The organism is Streptomyces sp. NBC_00091 (assembly GCF_026343185.1).
Taxonomy (GTDB): Bacteria; Actinomycetota; Actinomycetes; order Streptomycetales; family Streptomycetaceae; genus Streptomyces.
Genome location: NZ_JAPEMA010000002.1, coordinates 793,069 through 812,140 on the forward strand (window position 1 = coordinate 793,069; position 19,072 = coordinate 812,140).

Consider the following 19,072-nt stretch of genomic DNA (forward strand, 5'->3'; position numbering starts at 1 on the left):
CATTTTTCATTATTACTACGTATCAACGACATCGCCGCAGATGTCGAGAGGCGCGGACGCGCCCCGCCCCCGTCACCCCCTCGGACCAGCCACCCCGCTGATCAGCTCTGTCGCACCAGGGGGAACGGCAGCGTCTCGCGGATCGTCAGACCCGTGAGGAACATGACCAGCCGGTCGACGCCGATGCCCAGTCCTCCGGTGGGCGGCATGGCGTACTCCAGGGCGTCGAGGAAGTCGTTGTCGAGTTCCATCGCCTCGGGGTCGCCGCCCGCCGCCAGCAGCGACTGGGCGGTCAGCCGGCGGCGCTGCTCGACGGGGTCGGTCAGCTCCGAGTAGGCGGTGCCCAGTTCGGTGCCGAAGGCCACCAGGTCCCAGCGCTCGGCCAGCCTGGGGTCCTTGCGGTGCTGGCGGGTGAGCGGGGAGACGTCGGTCGGGAAGTCCTTGTAGAAGGTGGGGAGTTTCGTCCGCTCCTCCACCAGCCGCTCGTACATCTCCAGGACCACGTCGCCCCGGGTGTCCTTGGGCCCGTGCGGGACGCCCGCCCGGTCGCACAGCGCGCGCAGCACGTGCTCCTCGGTGTCGGCGTCGACCTCCTCGCCGAGCGCCTCGCCGATGGCCCCGTACATCGTCTTCACCGGCCAGGGCCCGGAGATGTCGTGGACGACGAGCTTCCCGTCCGGTCCCGCCTTGTGCGCGACGGGCGAGCCGAAGGCCGCCGTCGCCGCGCCCTGGATCAGCTCGCGGGTGAGGTCGAGCATCACGTCGTAGTCGGCGAAGGCCTGGTAGGCCTCCAGCATCGTGAACTCGGGGTTGTGCTTGTAGGAGACGCCCTCGTTGCGGAAGGTGCGGCCCATCTCGAAGACCTTCTCCATACCGCCGACGCACAGCCGCTTGAGGTACAGCTCGGGCGCGATGCGCAGGTACAGGTCGAGGTCGTAGGCATTGATGTGGGTGCGGAACGGCCGGGCGTTGGCGCCGCCGTGGATCTGCTGGAGCATCGGGGTCTCGACCTCCAGGTAGCCGCGGTCCAGCAGCCCCTGACGCAGTGCCTGGACGGCGTGGGAGCGGGCCCGTACGACGTCCCGCGCGTCGGGGCTGGCGACCAGGTCGAGGTAGCGGCGCCGGACCCGCGCCTCGGGGTCGGCCAGGCCCTTGCGCTTGTCGGGCAGCGGGCGCAGGCACTTGCCGGTGAGCTGCCAGGAGCCGACCACGACCGACGGCTCCCCGCTGCGGCTGGCGCCGGCCTCGCCGGTGGCGACCACGTGGTCGCCGAAGTCGACCTGGGAGGTGAAGGCGTCCAGTACGCCGGGCCCCGACTCCTCGCGGGTGAACATCAGCTGGCAGTCGCCGGTCCAGTCGCGCAGCACGGCGAAGACCACGCCCCCGAGGTCCCGTACGACCATCACCCGCCCGGCGAGGGTGACCCGCTCGCCGGTACGGCTGCCGGGCGCCCGGCCGGGGTGAGCGGCCTTGAGCTGGGCGACGGTGTGGGTGCGCTGCGGGATCCCGACCGGGTAGGGGTCGGTTCCGGCCGCCCGGATCCGCTCCAGCTTGGCGTGCCGCACCCGGACCTGCTCGGGCAGGCGTTCGGCCGGGGCCCGCTCCCCGTCCTGCCCCACGAGGTCCAGGCCGAGGGAGTCGATGGAGGGCAGCCCGGCGGTGTTGGCGGGGGCGGTGAGGCCCTTGGCATGGCCGTTGCCCCACAGTTTGCGCATGCTCGGTACGGAGACGAAGCCCTCGGCGATACCGGAGGCGAGGCTGACCCGGGCGAGCGAGCCGGCGTCCTGGTAGCAGAGGAAGCGCGGGTACCACTCGGGCCCGTACTTGACGTTGGAGCGGTACAGGGCCTCCAGCTGCCACCAGCGGGAGAAGAACAGCAGCAGCTTGCGCCACAGCTTCAGCACCGGGCCCGCGCCGATCCGGCCGCCCTCCTCGAAGGCCGAGCGGAACACGGCGAAGTTGAGGGAGATCCGGCGTACGCCGAGGCCGGGCGCGGCGGCGCACAGCTGCGCCACCATGAACTCCATGACCCCGTTGGGAGCGGAGCGGTCGCGGCGCATCAGGTCGAGGGAGATGCCGTCCCTGCCCCAGGGGACGAAGGACAGCAGGGCGATCAGCTCACCGCCTGCGTCGAAGGCCTCCACCAGCAGGCAGTCCCCGTCGGCGGGGTCGCCGAGCCGGTCCAGGGCCATGGAGAAGCCGCGTTCGGTCTCGGTGTCCCGCCAGTGGTCGGCCCGGTCGACGATGGTCCGCATCTCCTCCTCGGAGAGGGCCGAGTGGCGTCGGATCAGGGTGGTGGCGCCGGTGCGCCCGACCCGGTTGACGGCCTGCCGGGTGACCCGCATGTCGCGGCCGTCGAGGTCGAAGTGGGCCACGTGCAGGATGGCCTCGTCGCCGAGCTGGAGGGCGCTCAGGCCGGAGCGGGCGTACGCGGTCGCCCCGTCCTCGGAGGCGCCCATCACGGCCGGCTGCCAGCCGTGGCGGCGGGCCACCGCGAGCCAGGCGTCGATGGCGGGGGTCCAGGCGCCGGGATCGCCCACCGGGTCGCCGCTGGCCAGGCAGACCGCGGCCTCGACGCGGTAGGTGACGGCGGCCTTGCCGTTCGGGGCGAAGACGACGGCCTTGTCGCGCCGGGTGGCGAAGTAGCCGAGGGAGTCGCCCCGTCCGTAGGCGCCGAGCAGCGCGCGGATCCGGGGTTCCTCGTCCCCGTGCAGGGCGGCGGTCAGGCGCTGCGAGCGGAAGAGGGTGGCGGCCGCGTTCAGCAGGGCGAGGGCGCCGAAGAGGCCGAGCAGGAAGTAGAGCGGGTGGGCCGGGCGGCCGTCGAACTGCCGGGCGGAGAAGAGCCCGCCGAAGACCTGTTTGGCGGCCCAGTCCAGCCACTGCCCCTTGGGCAGGGTCCCCGGGAAGAGCGCGACGAGGGCCCAGCCGAGGAACACCGCCCCGAGCAGCCCCAGGCCGAGCACGAGCATGGCCCGCCAGACGGCGCCGGGCCGGGAGTCCGCGTAGAACTCCTTGCGGGCGGCGACCAGGATGCCGAGGGCCACCACGGCGAGGGCCATCGAGGGGCCGCCGACCCAGAAGTCCCCGTCGGCGATGATCAGCAGGTCGACGAGGATCAGCAGGGCCAGATAGGTGACGACGATCCACCAGGCGATCTTCTTGCGGGTGCCGAGGGCGGCGGCGAGGAGGAAGAGGAAGACGGCGTACGCGAGGTTCTCGCTGACCGGCACCACGAAGTCGTCGAGGAAGCGCACCACGGGCCGCAGGAGCCTGCGCAGCGTCGGGGAGAGCGCCAGCAGCGCGCACACCAGCCCCAGCGTTCCGAAGAACGCCCCGAAGGCGTCGGGAACCCGGTTCAGGAAGCGGTTGCGGGTCCCCCGGGTCTCCTCCAGCGTGGCACTCATGTTTGGCACTGTAGGGAGGGCCGCGCCGGTCCGCGCGCCGGAGCCGAGAATTCGAGGTGCCCGTGGACGGGCCCCCACGAGTGGCTACCGGGCCCGCTTCAGGCCGTCCTTGGCGGCGCCGCGGCTGAGGACGGCCTCCGTGATGGCCTCGTCGGCGCTCTCGTACGCCTCGTGGCCCGGGTCCTCGGCGAGGGCGGCGGGCAGGTTGACGACCCTGCCCGTGGACAGGTCCATCATCTGCGGGACGAACTCGGCGTTGGTCACCTGCCAGCGCTGTCCGGGCGCGGCGGGCGGGGCGAAGGTGAAACGGCCGATGGAGCCGTAGTTGCCCCGCATGTCGCGCGCGCCGGTGTGGTTGAACATCTCCCCCGCGACCTGGTCGCCCATGCCGTAGACGATCCAGCTCCCGTTGACCTTCTCGTAGGCCTGCGGGATGTGCGCGTGCGTGCCCAGGATCATGTCGATGTCCGGGCGTCCGCCGCTCTGCGAGGCGGTCAGCGCCCTGCCCAGCGAGAGCTGGGTCTCGTCCGGTTCGGTCTGCCATTCGGTGCCCCAGTGGATGCTGACCAGCACCACGTCCGCACCGGCCTTCCGGGCCGTGCGCGCATCCGCGACGATCTTGTCCTGCCGCATCAGGTTGACCGCCCACGGCTGCCCGTCGGGCATGGGGTAGCCGTTGGTGTCGTAGGTGTAGGCGAGGTGCGCGACCTTGGCGGAGCCCGCCGGGTAGAGGGTGGTGCGGGCCGCCTCGGCCGCCGTGCGCGCGGAGCCCGCGTGGCCGAGGCCGACCTTGTCGAACCGGTCGAGGGTGCGCTTCAGCCCCTCGGCCCCGTCGTCCAGCGTGTGGTTGGAGGCCGTGGAGCAGCCGTCGTACCCGGCGTCCTTGAGCGCGTCGGCGACGGTGGGCGGGGAGACGAAGGCGGGGTAGCCGCTGAAGGGCCCGTCGTCCTCTCCGTAGATGGTCTCCATGTGGCACAGGGCCAGGTCGGCCGCCGAGACCACCGGTTTGACGCCGGAGAACATGGGCCGGAAGTCGTGCCCCTCGCCGTCCGCGTCCGCCGCGGCCCGCTGGATGACCGAGGTGTGCGGCAGTACGTCGCCGCTCGCGACCAGGGTGAAGCCCTTCGGGGCGGGGGCCGTGGCGCCTCCCGGTCCGGCCGTGCCGGCGGGCGCCCCGGCGGCGCTGGAGCCGAGGCGGGCCGGCGCGGGGCCTCCGGCGGCGGAACAGCCGGCGGCCGCCGCCGGCAGCAGGAGGGCCGACAGCAGGGCGAGGGCCTGCCGGATGCGGTTGGTCATCTGTCCCAGCTCCCATTTGTAGGACTGTCAGATCAACCGAAATCCATAGGAGAAGGGGCCGCAAGTCAAGCACCGGCGCAGTCCGCCCGCCCCGCCCCACTCCGACGGCCCATGGCCGTTCGCCGCGCCGTTCGACCGTTCGTCGCCCGGCGCGGCCGCCCACCGGACGACCCGGGTGCTTGGGCGCAACGGCCCCGCCGGACAGTTCCCGGGCGGCTCCGTGCAGGTGAGGGTGAGGGTGTCGCCGACCCAGCCCCGGCATCCCCGCGGAAAGCGAAACCGGAAGGAGCCACTCGTGTCGCCCTCCCCCACCCTCCAGCGCACGGAACCCGAGGCGCTCGCCGAACTCCAGCGCGACCACGGGCGGGCCCTGTTCGGTTTCCTGCTCGGCCTCACCGCAGGGGACGCCCAACGCGCCGAGGACCTCGTCCAGGAGACCCTCGTACGGGTCTGGCAGCATCCGGAGGTGCTGGCGAGCGGGCACGAATCGATGCGGCCCTGGCTGTTCACGGTGGCGCGGCGGCTCGCGATCGACGCCCGCCGGGCCCGGCTCTCACGGCCGCAGGAGGTCGACTCCGACGGCCTGGAGCAGGCACCCGCCCCCGAGGACGCGGTGGCCGGCTCGGTCACCGCGATCGACGTCCGGCGGGCGGTGGGCAGCCTGGGGCCCGAGCACCGGGCCGTGCTGATGCAGGTCTACTTCCAGGACCGCTCGGTGGCCGAGGCGGCGGCGGAGCTCGGCATCCCCGCCGGAACGGTCAAGTCCCGTACGTACTACGCCCTGCGCGCCCTGCGCAAGGGGCTCCAGGGGTACGGGCTCGGCGCCTGAACCGGGGTCCGCGAGCTCGGGGCACGCTGTGGGGCCGGTGGAGAAACACTCAAGGAACGCCCTCCATGCGCACGATCCGGACACGGAGCACACCGATATCGGCATCAGTCCGTTCAAGTTGAGTAAACATCCCCCGTTCCGCGAGCCGCCGGGTGAAGGCTCGGGGATGACGGCGGCAGGCTCGACGCGCGGGAGAGGGTGGAACGGTGCAGCCCGAGAGTACGAACGGCACCAGTGACGGCGGACTGGCGGTGCCCATGGCGTGGCTCTACGCGGAGTACATCGCGGACGAGCTGCTGCGCACGGGCCGGCTGATCCCGGTGAGCACGCTGGAGTTCCGTGCCGGGCGCGACACGCTCGCGCTGACGATCTACCTCTCGGACGCGGCCGGCGAACTGTCCGGGATCCGGGTGGTCTCGCAGCTCGACGAATGGCTCTCGCTGACGGCGTACGGGCACCCCTGGCGCGACTGGGTCCACACCCGGTTCCTCGCGCTGGGCGAGGAGGCCCGCGAGCGCGGCCGCGGCGAGGATCCGGACCTCGAGCTGGCCCGGGCGGCCTGGCGCTGGCTGGACCACACGGAGCTGTTCGCCACCAACCTCGACCCCGGCCGGCACGGCCACGCCGACACCCCGCCGGGCCTGGACGAGAACGCCCGCGTGTGGACCCCGGCCTGGCAGCTCGGGCTGCCGCTGGGACACCTGGCGATGCACCTCTTCTAGGGCAGCGGCCTTCCTACTCCGGGCTCCGGGCTCCGGTCTCCGGTCTCCGCTCCGCGCTAGGCCGTCTCGGCCGGGTCCGTCACCAGGCCCGTGAAGTCGGCCTCGTTGCGCTCGGCCCGGGCCACGTACCAGCGGGCGATCAGCCACATCACCGGGTACGCCACCAGCCCGAGCGCGACCCAGACCAGCGGGCCCGCGGCCGCGCGGGGCACCAGGAAGCCCAGCGGCAGCAGCCCGAGCACGAGGGCGAGCACCGCCAGCGCGCCCAGCCCGGCACGCAGCTGGCTGCGCATCAGGGCCCGTACGTAGGTGGCGCCGAGGCTGGTCTGCTCGGAGATCTCCGAGCGGGCGGGGGTGTGCGCGGGAGGCCGGCGGCGGGTGCCGCGCGGGACTCCGGTGACGATCTCCCGCCGGGGCGGCGGCTGCTGCTCGGCCATGGTGCCGGAGTCTACGCAGCGCCCCGGCTACTTGAGGAGGCGGGAGAGCCTGCGGTCCGCGAGCGGTTTGCCCCCGGTCTGGCAGGTGGGGCAGTACTGGAGCGAGGAGTCCGCGAAGGACACCGAGCGGACGGTGTCCCCGCACACCGGGCACGGCTCACCCGCCCGGCCGTGGACCCGCAGCCCGCTCTTCTTCTCGGCCTTCAGCTCCCCGGCGGCGAGCCCGTGGGCCCGTTCGACGGCGGCGCGCAGGGTGTCCCGTACGGCCTGGTGCAGGTGGGTGACCTGCTCCTCGTCGAAGGAGGCCGCCAGTTTGAAGGGCGAGACCTTCCCCGCGTGCAGGATCTCGTCGCTGTACGCGTTCCCGATGCCGGCGATCACGCTCTGGTCGCGGAGCACCCCCTTGATCTGCCGCCGCTCGCCGGCCAGCAGCGCGGCGAAGGCCTCCCGGTCGAAGCCCTCGGCCAGCGGGTCGGGGCCGAGCCGGGCGATGCCCGGCACCTCCTGGGGGTCGCGCACGACGTACACGGCCAGGCGCTTCTGCGTGCCCGCCTCGGTGAGGTCGAAGCCGCCGCCGCCCGCCAGTACGAGGCGCAGCGCGAGCGGCCCCTTGCCGGGCCGGGGCGGCTGCGCGGGCAGGGTCTCCCGCCAGCGCAGCCAGCCGGCCCGGGCCAGGTGCGTGACGAGGTGGAGCTCGCCGATCCGCAGGGCCAGGAACTTCCCGTACCGGGCCACGGGGCCGGCCGGCCGCCCTTCGAGGGCGGTGAGGGGCGGGTCGTAGGTCTTGAGCACGCTGACCGCGAGCGGGAGGACGCCTTCGACCACCCGCCCGGCGAGGTGCTCGTCGAGGAACTCCCTCAGGGCCTCGACCTCCGGCAGCTCGGGCACCCTCCCAGCCTCCCGCCCCCTCGCGCCGAACGCGACCCGGCCGCGACCGGACGCGACGACCCGGACCCGGTCCGGACGCGATCCGGCCGCGATCCGGCCGCCGGGGACGCTAATCCATCACGAACTCGCACCACACGCACTTGCCGCCGCCCCGGGGCTCCACCCCCCAGACGTCCGCCAGCCGGTCCACCAGCATCAGGCCCCGCCCCGAGACCCCCGCCTCCCCCGCCTCGCGGCGGCGCGGGAGGGCGCTGGAGCGGTCCTCCACCTCCACCCGCAGCCGCCGCTGCGGGCCGGCCAGGACGCGCAGGGTCACGATCGCCGGGCCGTCCGTGTGCATCAGGGCGTTCACGATCAGCTCGTCCGCGACCAGTTCGATCTCGTCGGCCCGGCCGCGCGCGCCCCACGACCGCACCGCCGCGCCGGTCATGTGCCGGGCGGCGACGAGCGCCTCGGGGTCCCCGGGGGCCACGTGCTGCTGGAGCCGGCCGCCGCCCGGCCGGGTGTCCTCGTCCTGGCGGCGCAGCAGGAGCAGGGCCATGTCGTCGTCGCCGCCCCGGTCGTCGACCACCTCGCACAGCCGGTCGGCGAGCGGCTGGAGGCCGGCCGGGCCGCCGCGGACCAGGGCGGTCAGCAGGCGGATGCCGTCGTCCAGGTCCGCGCCGGGCTGTTCCACCAGCCCGTCGGTGCACAGCAGAAGCGTTTCCCCAGGGTCCAGCTCCACGGTCGTCACCGGGTACTCCAGGCTGCCGAACTCCGCCGACAGGCCCAGCGGCATCCCGCCCTCCACCGGAAGCCTGCGGCAGTCCCCGTCGCGGGTCCGCAGGAGCGGGTCGAGGTGGCCGGCGCGCACCAGCTGGAGCACCCCCGTGGAGAGGTCGGCCTCCACGTAGGTGCAGGTCGCGAAGCGGTCGGTGTCCAGTTCGTGCAGGAACACCGAGGCCCGGGCCATCACGGTGCCCGGTGAGTGCCCCTCGGCGGCGTACGCGCGCAGCACGATGCGCAGCTGGCCCATCACGGCCGCCGCGTGCGTGTCGTGGCCCTGGACGTCGCCGATGACGGCGCCGACGCGGCCGCCGGGCAGCGGGATGACGTCGTACCAGTCCCCGCCGATGTCCTGGCCCATCCGGGCGGACCGGTAGCGCACGGCGATCTGGGCGCCGGGGACGGCCGGGATCCGGCGGGGCAGCATGGCCTGCTGGAGGCCCTCGGCGAGGTCGTGCTCCTGCTCCAGCAGCATCGCCCGCTGGAGGCTCTGCGCGATGCTGCTGCCCAGGGCCACCAGCAGGTTCCGCTCGTCCTGGGTGAAGCCGTCCTTGTCCTGGTAGAGCAGGCCGATCGCGCCGATCGGGCGGGCCTGCGCGATCAGCGGCAGATAGGCGGCGGCCGATATCCGCATGTACGAGATCTTCGCCCAGAGCTCCGGGTACCCCTCGGCGAACTCCTCGGCGGAGTCGAGGAACCGGGGCTGGAGCGAGCGGACGACCTCGCTCATCGGGTACTGCTCGTCGACGCGCGTGTAGCGGGTGCCGGGGACGAAGCTGTCGGCGGGGCCTTCGGCCACCAGGTGGATCCGGCCGGCCTCGACCAGGCCCATCACCATGCCCATCGAGCCGAGGCGCTCCAGTCCGTGGGCGTCGCCGATGACGTCGATGACGTCGCGGACGGTCCGGGCGTGGGCGAGGGCGGCGGTGGTGCTCTCGACCACGGAGGTCTGGCGGCGGCGCTCTTCATCGAGCCCGAGGCGTTCGGCGGAGTGGCTCAGTTCCTCGGTCGCGTCGCGGACGATGCCGATGATCCGGTACGGGCGCCCGTCCGGGCCGCGCATGACGCGGCCCTGGGTGTGGGTCCAGCGCAGCCGCCCGTCGTGGCAGCGGATCCGGAAGTAGGCGCCGTAGCTGTCGACTCCGCTCTTGAGGGCGCTGGAGACGAGGGCGTCCAGCCGGACGGACTCGGCGGGCGGGACGCGCGGGGAGAGCGATCCCGGCCGGCCGTCGTACTCGTCCGGGGTCGTGTCGAAGACCTCGAGGGCCGCTGCGTCCATGTGCATGAGCCCGGTGACCAGGTCCCAGTCGAAACTGCCCATCCGGTTCAGTGACAGGGACCGGTCCGCGTGTGCGGGCCAGTCCTCCGGCAGCGATACGGTGCTCGGCACCGGTCCACCATGACACAGCGGCGGGTCAGGCGCTCTCCAGGTAGGGGGGCTGGTCCGCGGCCGGCTCCTGGTCCGGGAAGCCGTACGGGTCGGCGGGACCGTCCGGGTCCGCGGGCAGGGCCGGGTCGGCGGCCGGACCGTCGTCCGGGACCGGGACCGGGGGCACGCCCGGCTCGGACGGGACGGCGCCGCGTTGGTCCGGGGGGAGGTCGGCGGGGGCGTCGGACGACGGACCGGAGGGCAGGTCCGAGGGGGGCAGGCCGCCGCTCGGGGGGTCCTGCGGAAGGCCGGGCGCGCGCGGCACGGTACCGGCCTCGGAGGGGCAGGGGCTGGCCGACGGGGCGGCCTGCGGAGCGGCTGGCGGGGCGGCCTGCGGGGCGACGGGCGGGTTGGCCGGCGGGGCGACCGGCGGGTCGGCCTGCGACGGCGGCTCGGCGGGCCCTGCGGACGGCGGGCCGGAGGGCGGGCCGGAGGGCCCCGCGTACGGCGGACCAGCCTGCGGATCGGCGAACTCCGGGTACGGCGCACCGGCCAGGGGGTCGGCGGGCCCTTCGTACGGCGCACCGGCGAGCGGGCCGGCGGATTCCGGGTACGGCGGGCCGGCCGGGGGGCCCGCCGGGGGTCCGGACGGCGTGGCCGACGGGGGCGTCGGCGGGACGGTCCGGGCCAGGCTGTTGGGGTCCGCGGCGGTGCAGGGGTCGGACGACGGGTCGACGGTCGGGGTCGCGGGGCCGTTCGGGATGCCGTCGGCGGGGTCGTAGGGCGGGAGCAGCCTCGGGGTCTTGTCCTGGGCCCCGTCGTCGCCGGCCTTGCGCTCGATCCAGGTGTTGTCGGCGATGTTCACGATGACCAGCCTGTTGATCACCTGGGCGGTCGGCTCGATGACGATGACCTGGTTGGGCTGGTAGCCGTTCCACTGGTCGCCCTTGAGGACCGGGCTCCCCTTGGCGGAGCGCGGCGGGGCGAGGGGGTTCCCGCAGCCGCAGCGGACCCGGGGCATGCCGTGCTCGTCGACGAGGACGGCCGTCCCGGCCTGGAGCACGGCCTGGTAGCCGTCGGCCCGGCCCTCACGGAAGCCGTGGTTGGTGACCCGGGTGTCGGCACGCAGGACCACGGGGGTCAGGGCCCGCAGGAAGTCGGGGAGCTTCTCCTGTCCGACCCCGGTGGCCTGGGCGAAGGCCCGGGACTTGGCGTGGTCGGAGGTGAGGAAGGCGATCTGGCGTTCCACGTCGCAGCTGCCGAGCCGGCTGGTTCCGCCGTACAGACCGGGGGTGGCCGCGCCGACCGTACGGATGCCCCGGCCGCTCGGGTTGGGCAGCGGGGGCTGCACGGGGGCCGACTCGGCGGTGGCGGAGGAGGCGGTGAAGGGGTCGGGGCCGGAGGCGCCCACGGGCTGGAGGGTCAGCTCCTGGCTCTCGGGCGCCGGGCCCTTGGTCTGTTCGGGGCCGGCGCCCCCGCAGCCGGCGGCGAGCAGGCCGAGGAGGGCCACGAGGGCCGTGCGGACCGGTACGTGACGGCGCGGTGCCTGACGGCGCGGTGCCTGACGGCGCGGTGCCTGACGGGATGTCGGTGCGGGCACGTCGTTCAGGTCGTTCACGCTGCTCTCCCTTTTCGCCCCGGTTGCTCCCTCTTGTCTGCCGCATGTCCACCGGCGCCGCAACCGGAGCGCCTCCACACGGTCTTGAACATGTTCAAGAGACCCCGTAGGGTCGGGACCACGAGTTGAACACGTTCAAAGGAGCGGTCGTGACGGTACTCGTGAACCTGATCGTCACCCTGGGCATGTGCTGGGTCGTCCCCGTGGGCCTGCGCCTGATCGACCCCGCCGGCCTGCGGACCGCGGCCCGGCTGTGGCCCCTGGCCGCCGCCCCGGGAGCGCTGTGCCTGTGGCTCCCGCGCGGCCCCGCCGCCACCGGGCTCGCCGCGCTCTACGGTGCCGCCGCCCTGGCCCTGGCCTGCCGGGGAGTCGCCCGGCTGCCGCGCGGGCACCGGCCGGCCCCCGCCGAGGTGGCCGCGCTGACCGCGCTCGTCTCGCCCGCGGTGGCCGCCGGCGCCCTGGTCGCCGAACGCGCCGGACACCGGCTCTTCGGCTTCGACCTGGACATCCTGGCCCTGACCGTCCCGCACTTCCACTTCGCCGGGTTCACGGCCGCCCTGGTCGCCGGCCTGGTGTGCCGGTCGGCGGCGGCGGGACACCGGGCGCGCTGGGCCGCGTACAGCGTCCCGGCGGGGACCGCGCTCGTCCTGCTCGGCTACTTCGTCGACGACTGGGCCGAACTGCTGGGAGCAGTGGTGCTGACCGCCGGGATGTGGACGGTGGCGCTGGCGACCTGGCGGGACGTCCGGCCCGCTGCCCGCGACCGGCTCACGGGAGCGCTGCTCGCCGTCTCGGCCGCGGTACTGGTGGCCACCATGCTGCTCGCCCTGTGGTGGGCGGCGGGCGAGGCCACCGGGATCGTCCACCCCACCCTGACCTGGATGGCCGCGACCCACGGCCTCGGCAACGCGCTCGGCTTCGCGCTCTGCTCGCTGCTGGCCTGGCGCCGCCTGACCGCCGACCGCCCCGCCCTCCAGGCCGCCTCCCGCTGACCCACCCCCGAACGGAGACCCCGCCATGACCCGACTCCTCAGCACCGGCCGCAGCACCCTCAGCTACCCCGACCGCGGCGCGACCCTCCGGCAGCCGCTGCCCGCCGGCTACCACCACCTGCACCACCGCACCCGGATCGGGCGGGGCCGGGCGGCCTTCGAGGCGGCCGGCTCGGCCGTCACGGGCTTCCGGATGCACCGGGCGACCGGGGCGACCGTACGGGCGGACGGCCCGGCCGCCACCGGGGCCCGGGTGGAGATCGGCCTCGGCGCCGGCCCGCTGCGGATCACCGTGCCCTGCGAGGTGGTCTGGACCACGGATGCGCCCGACCGGGCCGGTTTCGCCTACGGAACCCTCACCGGGCACCCCGAGTGCGGGGAAGAGTCCTTCCTGGTGGAACTCGCCGCCGACGGCACCGTGTGGTTCGAGGTCACCGCCTTCAGCCGCCCCGCCGCCTGGTACACCCGCCTCGCGGGCCCCCTCGTCCCCCTCCTCCAGCGGGGCTACGCCCGGCTGCTGGGCCACCACCTGCGCAGACTGGCCGCCGCCGCCTGATACTGGAGGGGATGGACTGGTTCACGGCGCCCGGATACTGGCTGGGCCGGCTGGTCTTCCAGCGGGCCCTGGCCGGTGTCTACGTCTTCGCCTTCGTCGGTGCCGCCCTGCAGTTCCGGGCACTGATCGGGGCGCACGGCATGCTGCCCGTCCCGCGCTACCTGCGGTACGTGCCCTTCCGGCACGCCCCGAGCCTGTTCCACCTGCGCTACTCCGACCGGCTCTTCGCCTGCTGCGCCTGGGCCGGGGCGGCCCTCGCCGCCGCGCTCGCCGCGGGCGCGGGGGACCTGGTGCCGCTGGGCGCCGCCATGGGGATGTGGGCGGTGCTGTGGCTGCTGTACCTGTCCATCGTCAACGTGGGCCAGACCTGGTACTCCTTCGGCTGGGAGTCGCTGCTGCTGGAGGTCGGCTTCCTCGCCGTCTTCCTCGGCAACGCCCGCGCCGGGCCGCCCGTGCTGGTCCTGTGGCTGCTGCGGTGGGTGCTGTTCCGGGTGGAGTTCGGCGCCGGGCTGATCAAGATGCGCGGCGACGCCTGCTGGCGCAAGCTGACCTGCCTGTACTACCACCACGAGACGCAGCCGATGCCGGGGCCGCTGAGCTGGTTCTTCCACCATCTGCCGAAGCCCCTGCACCGGGCGGAGTGCGCGGCGAACCACTTCACGCAACTGGTGCTCCCGGTGCTGCTGTTCACCCCGCAGCCGGTGGCCTCGTACGCGGCCGGGGTGATCGTGGCCACCCAGCTGTGGCTGGTGCTGTCGGGGAACTTCGCCTGGCTGAACTGGCTGACGATCACGCTCGCGCTCTCCGCGGTGGACTTCACCGGGATCGCCGGTCCCCCGCCCGCCGCCGCCTCGCGCGGGGCGCCCGTCTGGTACGTGGTCCTGGTGTGCGCGCTGACCGTGCTGGTGCTGGCGCTGAGCCGGCACCCGGTGGCCAATCTGATCTCGCGGCGCCAGGTGATGAACCGCTCCTTCGACTCCCTCCACCTGGTCAACACCTACGGGGCCTTCGGCACCGTGGGCCGCATCCGCGACGAAGTGGTGGTCGAGGGCACCGCGGACCGCGTCCCCCACGAGGACGGCGACTGGCGCGAGTACGGCTTCAAGGGCAAGCCGGGCGAACTGCGCCGGATCCCGCGCCAGTTCGCCCCGTACCACCTCCGGCTCGACTGGCTGATGTGGTTCGCGGCGCTCTCCCCCGGCTATGCGCGGGACTGGTTCGGGCCGTTCGTGGAGCGGCTGCTGGCGGGCGACCGGGACACGCTGCGGCTGATCCGCCACAACCCCTTCCCGGACGCCCCGCCGCGTTTCGTGCGGGCCAGGCTGTACCGCTACCGGTTCACCACCTGGCGGGAGTTGCGCGAGACGGGCGCGTGGTGGCACCGCAGGCTGCTGCGCGAGTACCTGCCGCCGACCCGCCTCGCGGAAGCCGCCTCCTCAGAGCCCGAGTAGCGCCGCCTCCCGTTCCGCGGAGATGCCCTTGCGCGGCCGGTCGGGCCGCTGCGGGGCGACCCCGCCGATGGAGCGGAGCCAGGCCCAGGTGTCGGCGACGGTCTCCTCGATCGGCCGGCAAGTCAGCCCGGCCTCCAGTGCCTTGGTGACGTCGCCGCCGAACATGTGGTCGTGCATCTCGCCCTCCGGGAGCCAGATGGGCAGTTCGGTCCAGGGCTCGATCCCGGCCTCCTGGATCACCGCGGCGTCGGTCCAGCGCGGATCGAGCGCGGTGCCGGTGGCGGCGGCGCAGGCGTCCAGAAGGCTGCCCATCGTGGCGTGGCCGGTCGGGGAGACCAGGTTGAAGGCCCCACCGCGCTTGTCCTCGGACGCGTCCAGGGTCCAGCGCGCGAGGTCACGCACGTCGATGTACTGGAGCGGCAGTTCGCGGGGGCCGGGGGCGAGGAGCGGGCCGCCGCGGGCGACGCGGTCCAGCCACCAGGGCAGCCGGCCGACGTTCTCGTACGGGCCGATGATCAGTCCGGGGCGCACGAGCAGGGCACGCTCGCCGAAGGCGTCCAGGGCGGCGAGTTCACTGCCGCGCTTGTCCTCGGCGTAGGCGGTCGAGTCGGCGTCGGGCGAGCCCTCGACCAGCGGGCCGTCCTCGGCGAGGCCGGCCGGGGCGGGGTAGGCGTACACCGAGCGGCTGGAGATGTACACGTACCCCCCGGCCTGCTCTGCCAGCAGCCGGGCGCTGTCGCGCACGGCCGTGGGGGCGCCGCCCCAGGTGTCGACGACCAGGTCCCACTCCCCCTCGGCGAGGGCCGCCAGTCCGCCGGGGGCGGTACGGTCCCCGTGCAGCGCGGAGGTTCCGGGCGGGGGCGCGTGGTGGCCCCGGTGGAAGACGGTCACCTCCCAGCCGCGGTCCAAGGCGTCTTCGGTGATCGCGCGCCCGACGAATTCCGTCCCACCCAGCATCAGCAGTTTCATGGGCCCGACACTGCCGGGCGGAGCGCTGAGGCGGAAGGCGTGATCGCCCACAGCGATGACGCTGACGGCGTAGGCCTGACGGGAACTGCGGGCAGGCGCCTGCCGGTCGGGTGCCTGCTGGACGGGTGCCTGCTGGACGGGGCAGCCTGCGAATCGCGGCGGCAGCCGGGCGCTCTCGCGCCGCGCCCCCGTCGCCGTGGGCGCGGGGGCGTGGATCGGGCTCGTGAGCCGGGAGGCCGTGCTGTCAGTCGATGCCGGGCAGGATGTGCGGCTCCGCCAGGTCGTCCTCGTAGCCGGCCAGCCGGATGGGTGCGGAGCGGGCCCAGACCTCGAGGCTGCCGAGTTCGTCGGACCGCGTGCTCGCCCCCCGTCCCGTGAGCTCCAGAGTCGGGTCGGGCTTCTTCGTCTCAGTCACCGCGAACTCCCTTGTGTCGCGTAACCCGGCGGGCGGGACCGCGCGCCGGCTAGGGAAATTAAAAGGCTGTCCGGACGCGGTGGCGCCTTGGTGGAGCGGGGGCCCGGGTGGGGCTCCTTGCGCTTTAGGGTACACATATGAGCGGGGCCCCGCTCGATGGAACGGTAAAATCCGCGCTGGACCGATGGTTTTCGCCCCGAGTTCAGGAAGTCGTACGTCGGATTGTCCGCCGGGGCTGATCTGCTCGACGGCGGTGGCGCGCGAGCGCGGACGACGGAGGGAGCGGCGGTGGCGAGGTCAGGGTTGCCCGCGATCGGCAGTGTGGACGAGCTCATGGAGCTGCTGCACGCGCATCACGGCGGGCCCGGAGCGCCGGAGTACGGCCACGGGCTCCAGACGGCGGCGCTGCTGCGCCGCTCGCACCCCTACGACAAGGAACTCCAAGTGGCCGGACTCGTCCACGGCCTGGGCCCGCTGCTGTCGGCCGGGGGGCACGACGCGGCCGAGGCGGTCCGCCCGCTGCTGGGCGACCGGGTGGCCCGGCTGGTACGGCTGCACGCGCCGGCCGGCGGCGGGGACGCGGACGCGGAGGCCCTGCGCCAGGCGGCCCAGGCGGGCCGGGCGGCGGGCCTGGACGCCGGGGTGGTGGAGGACTGGCGTCCGGTACTGGAACTGGTCGCGGCCGGAGCCTACGGAATCTGACGCGGGATTCGCCCGTACGAGTGAGGGGCCGGCCGCCTCGGGGAGGCTGCCGGCCCCTCGTGGGAGGTCTACCAGTTGGCGGGGGCGTAGTCCTTCAGGAAGACCCCGAACAGGTCCTCGCCGGCCTCGCCCCGGACGATCGGGTCGTAGACGCGGGCTGCGCCGTCGACCAGGTCGAGGGGGGCGTGGAAGCCCTCCTCGGCCAGGCGCAGCTTGTCGAAGTGCGGGCGCTCGTCGGTGATCCAGCCGGTGTCGATCGAGGTCATCAGGATGCGGTCGGTCTGGAACATCTCCTGGCCGCTCGTCCGCGTCACCATGTTCATCGCGGCCTTGGCGGCATTGGTGTTCGGGTGCCCCGCGCCCTTGTAGCCGCGGCTGAAGACGCCTTCCATCGCCGAGACGTTGACGACGTACGCACGCCCGCTGGACGACTTCCGGGCGGCCTCGGCCATGGCCGGCCGGAGCGCGCTGATCAGGATGAAGGGCGACGTGTAGTTGCACAGCTGGGTCTCGAGCAGCTCCACCGGGGAGATCTGGTCGATGGTCTGCACCCAGGTGTTGCTCTCGACGACGTCCGGCAGCAGGCCGCCCGCGTCGATGGCGGTTCCGGCGAGGTGCCGCTCCAGGCTGGCGTTGCCCGCGACCAGGGCGAGGTCGGCGACCTTCTGCGCCTCCAGCCCGCTCACACCCACGGGCAGCGCCGCCAGGCCGTCGACCGCGCCGGAGTTGAAGGCGCCGATGACGTGGTGGGCGGGGAGCTCGCCGGCCGGCAGCGGGGCGCTCTCCCCCTCGACCAGCGCGGCGTACGCGGTGGGCAGGCGGCGCACGGTCTGCGTGGCGTTGTTGATCAGGATGTCCAGCGGGCCGGCGTCGGCCACCTGGTCGGCGAGCGCCACGGCCTGGGCCGGGTCGCGCAGGTCGATGCCGACGACCTCCAGGCGGTGCATCCAGTCCGCCGAGTCGTCCATCGCCTTGAAGCGGCGGATGGCGTCCTTGGGGAAGCGCGTGGTGATCGTGGTGTGGGCACCGTCACGCAGCAGCCGCAGCGCGATGTACATGCCGATCTTGGCCCGGCCGCCGGTGAGCAGCGCGCGCTTGCCGGTGAGGTCGGCGCGGGCCTCGCGCTTGGTCCGGTTCTCGGCGGCGCACTCCGGGCAGAGCTGGTGGTAGAAGTAGTCGACCTCGACGTACCGCGTCTTGCAGACGTAGCAGGAGCGCGGGCGCTGGAGTATCCCGGCGACCCGGCCGGCCTCCGTGACCGAGGAGGGCAGGATGCCCTCGGTCTCGTCGTCGATGCGCTCGGCGGAGCCGGTCGCGGTGGCCTCGGTGACGGCCTTGTCGTTGGCCGTCTTGGCGGCGCGGCGCTCCTGGCGGCGGCGCTGCTTGACCGTCCGGTAGACGCCGGCGGTGGCGCGGCGCACGGCGATGGCGTCCGGGTGGTCGACGTCGATCTTGTCGAGCTCGTCGAGCACCGCGAGGCAGACGGCGAGGCGCTCGGGGTCGATGCCCGGCCCGTATGCGTGGTTGTCTTCGGTCACCGTCATGGCCGCTGCCGTTCCTTGTTCGCTCGTCCGCATCCGCCTGCTGCGGAAGTCCCCAAAACGGAAACTGTACGGATCCGACACGCCCGGAACCAAACCCGTTCCCCGGCGCCTCACGCACCGCGAGGCGACTGTCACGGTATGGAGGGGATCAAGCCCCTTCGTCCCCGGCGGGCGGCTTGCGCGTACTCCCGCTGGTGTATGCCAGGAGGATGACTCGCCCGCAGATCAAGAAGCCTCCGGGCGGATGAAGAGCGCGCCGGGGTGGGGCATGGTGGATCTTATGAGCGCCCTGGCCCTGTCGGTTCTCCTCTGCCTGGTCTCCGCCGTCGCCTACGCGGGCGGCGCGATCGTCCAGGAACGCGTCGCGGCGAGTACGCCGGACCGCGCCTACGCCCCGCTGCGCCGGGCCGGCTGGTGGGTGGCGGTCGCGCTGAACGGCCTCGGCGCGCTGCTGCACGTGGTGGCGCTGGCCTACGGGCCGCTGAGCCTGGTCCAGCCGCTCGGGGCGCTGACCATCGTCTTCGCGCTCCCGATGACGGCCGTCTTCGTACGCCGCCGGGCGGGTGCGGCGGCCTGGCGCGGGGCGCTGCTGGCCACGGCGGGTCTGGCCGGGCTGCTGGCCCTGACGGGCGGGGACGGCCGCGGGGACCAGGCCCTGGCGGGCGGCGAGCGGAGTCTGCTCCTGACGGTGACGGCGGCCGCGGCGGCGGTGCTGTTCCTGGCGGCCCGGCGGGTGCGCCGGGCGGTGCTGCGCAGTGTGCTGCTGGCCGCGGCGGCCGGTACCGCCTTCGGGATGGCCTCGGTGTTCACCAAGTCGGTGGCCGAGGGCTTCGCCCCGGGTGCGCTGGGCGGCCAGTGGCCGGACCTGGCGGCGATCGCCGTACTGGCGGCCGGCGGGCTGCTGCTGTCCCAGGCGGCCTACCGGGGAGCCGGGCTGACCGCGCCGCTGGCCACGGTGACCGTGGTCAATCCGGTGGTCGCGGCGGCGGTCGGGATCTCGATGTTCGACGAGGGCTTCCGGTACGGGACCGCCGGGGCGGTGGCGGCGCTGGCGAGCGGCGCGCTGGCGGCGGCCGGCCTGGTCCTGCTCACGGCCGTGCCGCCGCACGTGCGGG

At 73.9% G+C, this 19,072-nt stretch carries 15 protein-coding genes and 1 pseudogene; 7 read left to right on the forward strand and 9 right to left on the reverse strand.

What is annotated here, in order from left to right; translation table 11 throughout:
- Nucleotides 1–101 precede the first annotated feature (101 nt).
- Nucleotides 102–3,404, reverse strand: coding sequence for a bifunctional lysylphosphatidylglycerol synthetase/lysine--tRNA ligase LysX (lysX, locus tag OOK34_RS31335; protein WP_267036564.1), 3,303 nt, complete (start codon nt 3,402–3,404; stop codon nt 102–104).
- A gap of 84 nt (nt 3,405–3,488) precedes the next feature.
- Nucleotides 3,489–4,700 (reverse strand): CapA family protein, encoded by a 1,212-nt coding sequence (locus tag OOK34_RS31340; RefSeq protein WP_267036563.1) that lies wholly within the window; start codon nt 4,698–4,700, stop codon nt 3,489–3,491.
- Between the two features lie 295 nt (nt 4,701–4,995).
- Here OOK34_RS31340 and OOK34_RS31345 point away from each other — a divergent pair, with 295 nt between their 5' ends.
- Nucleotides 4,996–5,529: a sigma-70 family RNA polymerase sigma factor gene (locus tag OOK34_RS31345; protein ID WP_267036562.1), complete on the forward strand. Its 534-nt coding sequence runs from the start codon at nt 4,996–4,998 to the stop codon at nt 5,527–5,529.
- A gap of 257 nt (nt 5,530–5,786) precedes the next feature.
- Nucleotides 5,787–6,251 (forward strand): hypothetical protein, encoded by a 465-nt coding sequence (locus tag OOK34_RS31350; RefSeq protein WP_267036935.1) that lies wholly within the window; start codon nt 5,787–5,789, stop codon nt 6,249–6,251.
- 56 nt (nt 6,252–6,307) lie between these two features.
- Here OOK34_RS31350 and OOK34_RS31355 read toward each other — a convergent pair whose 3' ends face one another.
- The 4 genes from OOK34_RS31355 to OOK34_RS31370 all read right to left on the reverse strand — a co-directional run bounded on the left by OOK34_RS31355 (nt 6,308) and on the right by OOK34_RS31370 (nt 11,328).
- A complete protein-coding gene (locus tag OOK34_RS31355) occupies nt 6,308–6,688 on the reverse strand; it encodes a hypothetical protein (protein WP_267036561.1) in 381 nt (126 codons plus the stop codon).
- A 27-nt stretch (nt 6,689–6,715) separates the two neighbouring features.
- On the reverse strand, nt 6,716–7,576 hold the full coding sequence (locus OOK34_RS31360; RefSeq protein WP_267036560.1) for an Fpg/Nei family DNA glycosylase: 861 nt from the start codon (nt 7,574–7,576) through the stop codon (nt 6,716–6,718).
- Nucleotides 7,577–7,685: 109 nt separating this feature from the next.
- Nucleotides 7,686–9,749, reverse strand: a complete 2,064-nt coding sequence (locus OOK34_RS31365; protein ID WP_267036934.1) for a SpoIIE family protein phosphatase — start codon at nt 9,747–9,749, stop codon at nt 7,686–7,688.
- A gap of 7 nt (nt 9,750–9,756) precedes the next feature.
- On the reverse strand, nt 9,757–11,328 hold the full coding sequence (locus OOK34_RS31370; protein WP_267036559.1) for a DUF6777 domain-containing protein: 1,572 nt from the start codon (nt 11,326–11,328) through the stop codon (nt 9,757–9,759).
- A gap of 149 nt (nt 11,329–11,477) precedes the next feature.
- On the opposite strand from OOK34_RS31370, the gene OOK34_RS31375 reads away from it, so the two are divergent.
- From OOK34_RS31375 to OOK34_RS31385, 3 genes are read left to right on the forward strand one after another with little or no spacing between them, the layout of a single operon-like run.
- Nucleotides 11,478–12,320, forward strand: coding sequence for a YndJ family protein (locus tag OOK34_RS31375; protein WP_267036558.1), 843 nt, complete (start codon nt 11,478–11,480; stop codon nt 12,318–12,320).
- Nucleotides 12,321–12,345: 25 nt separating this feature from the next.
- On the forward strand, nt 12,346–12,876 hold the full coding sequence (locus OOK34_RS31380; protein WP_267036557.1) for a DUF1990 family protein: 531 nt from the start codon (nt 12,346–12,348) through the stop codon (nt 12,874–12,876).
- Between the two features lie 11 nt (nt 12,877–12,887).
- On the forward strand, nt 12,888–14,327 hold the full coding sequence (locus OOK34_RS31385; protein ID WP_267036556.1) for a lipase maturation factor family protein: 1,440 nt from the start codon (nt 12,888–12,890) through the stop codon (nt 14,325–14,327).
- Here the strand turns inward: OOK34_RS31385 and OOK34_RS31390 are convergent.
- Nucleotides 14,313–15,296 (reverse strand): NAD-dependent epimerase/dehydratase family protein, encoded by a 984-nt coding sequence (locus OOK34_RS31390; RefSeq protein ID WP_267036555.1) that lies wholly within the window; start codon nt 15,294–15,296, stop codon nt 14,313–14,315. The two genes, OOK34_RS31385 and OOK34_RS31390, sit on opposite strands and share 15 nt — an antisense overlap.
- 244 nt (nt 15,297–15,540) lie before the next feature.
- Nucleotides 15,541–15,711, reverse strand: a complete 171-nt coding sequence (locus OOK34_RS31395) for a hypothetical protein (RefSeq protein WP_267036942.1) — start codon at nt 15,709–15,711, stop codon at nt 15,541–15,543.
- A 333-nt stretch (nt 15,712–16,044) separates the two neighbouring features.
- Between OOK34_RS31395 and OOK34_RS31400 the strand changes: the two genes are divergently transcribed.
- Complete coding sequence (locus tag OOK34_RS31400) at nt 16,045–16,413, forward strand: hypothetical protein (RefSeq protein WP_267036933.1); 369 nt, start codon at nt 16,045–16,047, stop codon at nt 16,411–16,413.
- A gap of 68 nt (nt 16,414–16,481) precedes the next feature.
- Here the strand turns inward: OOK34_RS31400 and OOK34_RS31405 are convergent, their stop codons facing one another.
- Nucleotides 16,482–17,957, reverse strand: a complete 1,476-nt coding sequence (locus OOK34_RS31405) for an SDR family NAD(P)-dependent oxidoreductase (RefSeq protein WP_267036554.1) — start codon at nt 17,955–17,957, stop codon at nt 16,482–16,484.
- Nucleotides 17,958–18,237: 280 nt separating this feature from the next.
- On the opposite strand from OOK34_RS31405, the pseudogene OOK34_RS31410 reads away from it, so the two are divergent.
- Nucleotides 18,238–19,050: pseudogene (locus tag OOK34_RS31410) on the forward strand (DMT family transporter); the annotation flags it as partial.
- Between the last annotated feature and the right edge of the window lie 22 nt (nt 19,051–19,072).

What these genes read in the sequence shown, in the direction of transcription:
- lysX (WP_267036564.1), bottom strand. Translation starts at nt 3,404, where the DNA reads ATGAGTGCCACGCTGGAGGAGACCCGGGGGACCCGCAACCGCTTCCTG.
- OOK34_RS31340 (WP_267036563.1), bottom strand. Translation starts at nt 4,700, where the DNA reads ATGACCAACCGCATCCGGCAGGCCCTCGCCCTGCTGTCGGCCCTCCTG.
- OOK34_RS31350 (WP_267036935.1), top strand. Translation starts at nt 5,787, where the DNA reads ATGGCGTGGCTCTACGCGGAGTACATCGCGGACGAGCTGCTGCGCACG.
- OOK34_RS31355 (WP_267036561.1), bottom strand. Translation starts at nt 6,688, where the DNA reads ATGGCCGAGCAGCAGCCGCCGCCCCGGCGGGAGATCGTCACCGGAGTC.
- OOK34_RS31380 (WP_267036557.1), top strand. Translation starts at nt 12,346, where the DNA reads ATGACCCGACTCCTCAGCACCGGCCGCAGCACCCTCAGCTACCCCGAC.
- OOK34_RS31385 (WP_267036556.1), top strand. Translation starts at nt 12,888, where the DNA reads ATGGACTGGTTCACGGCGCCCGGATACTGGCTGGGCCGGCTGGTCTTC.
- OOK34_RS31390 (WP_267036555.1), bottom strand. Translation starts at nt 15,296, where the DNA reads ATGAAACTGCTGATGCTGGGTGGGACGGAATTCGTCGGGCGCGCGATC.
- OOK34_RS31400 (WP_267036933.1), top strand. Translation starts at nt 16,045, where the DNA reads ATGGAGCTGCTGCACGCGCATCACGGCGGGCCCGGAGCGCCGGAGTAC.
- OOK34_RS31405 (WP_267036554.1), bottom strand. Translation starts at nt 17,957, where the DNA reads ATGACGGTGACCGAAGACAACCACGCATACGGGCCGGGCATCGACCCC.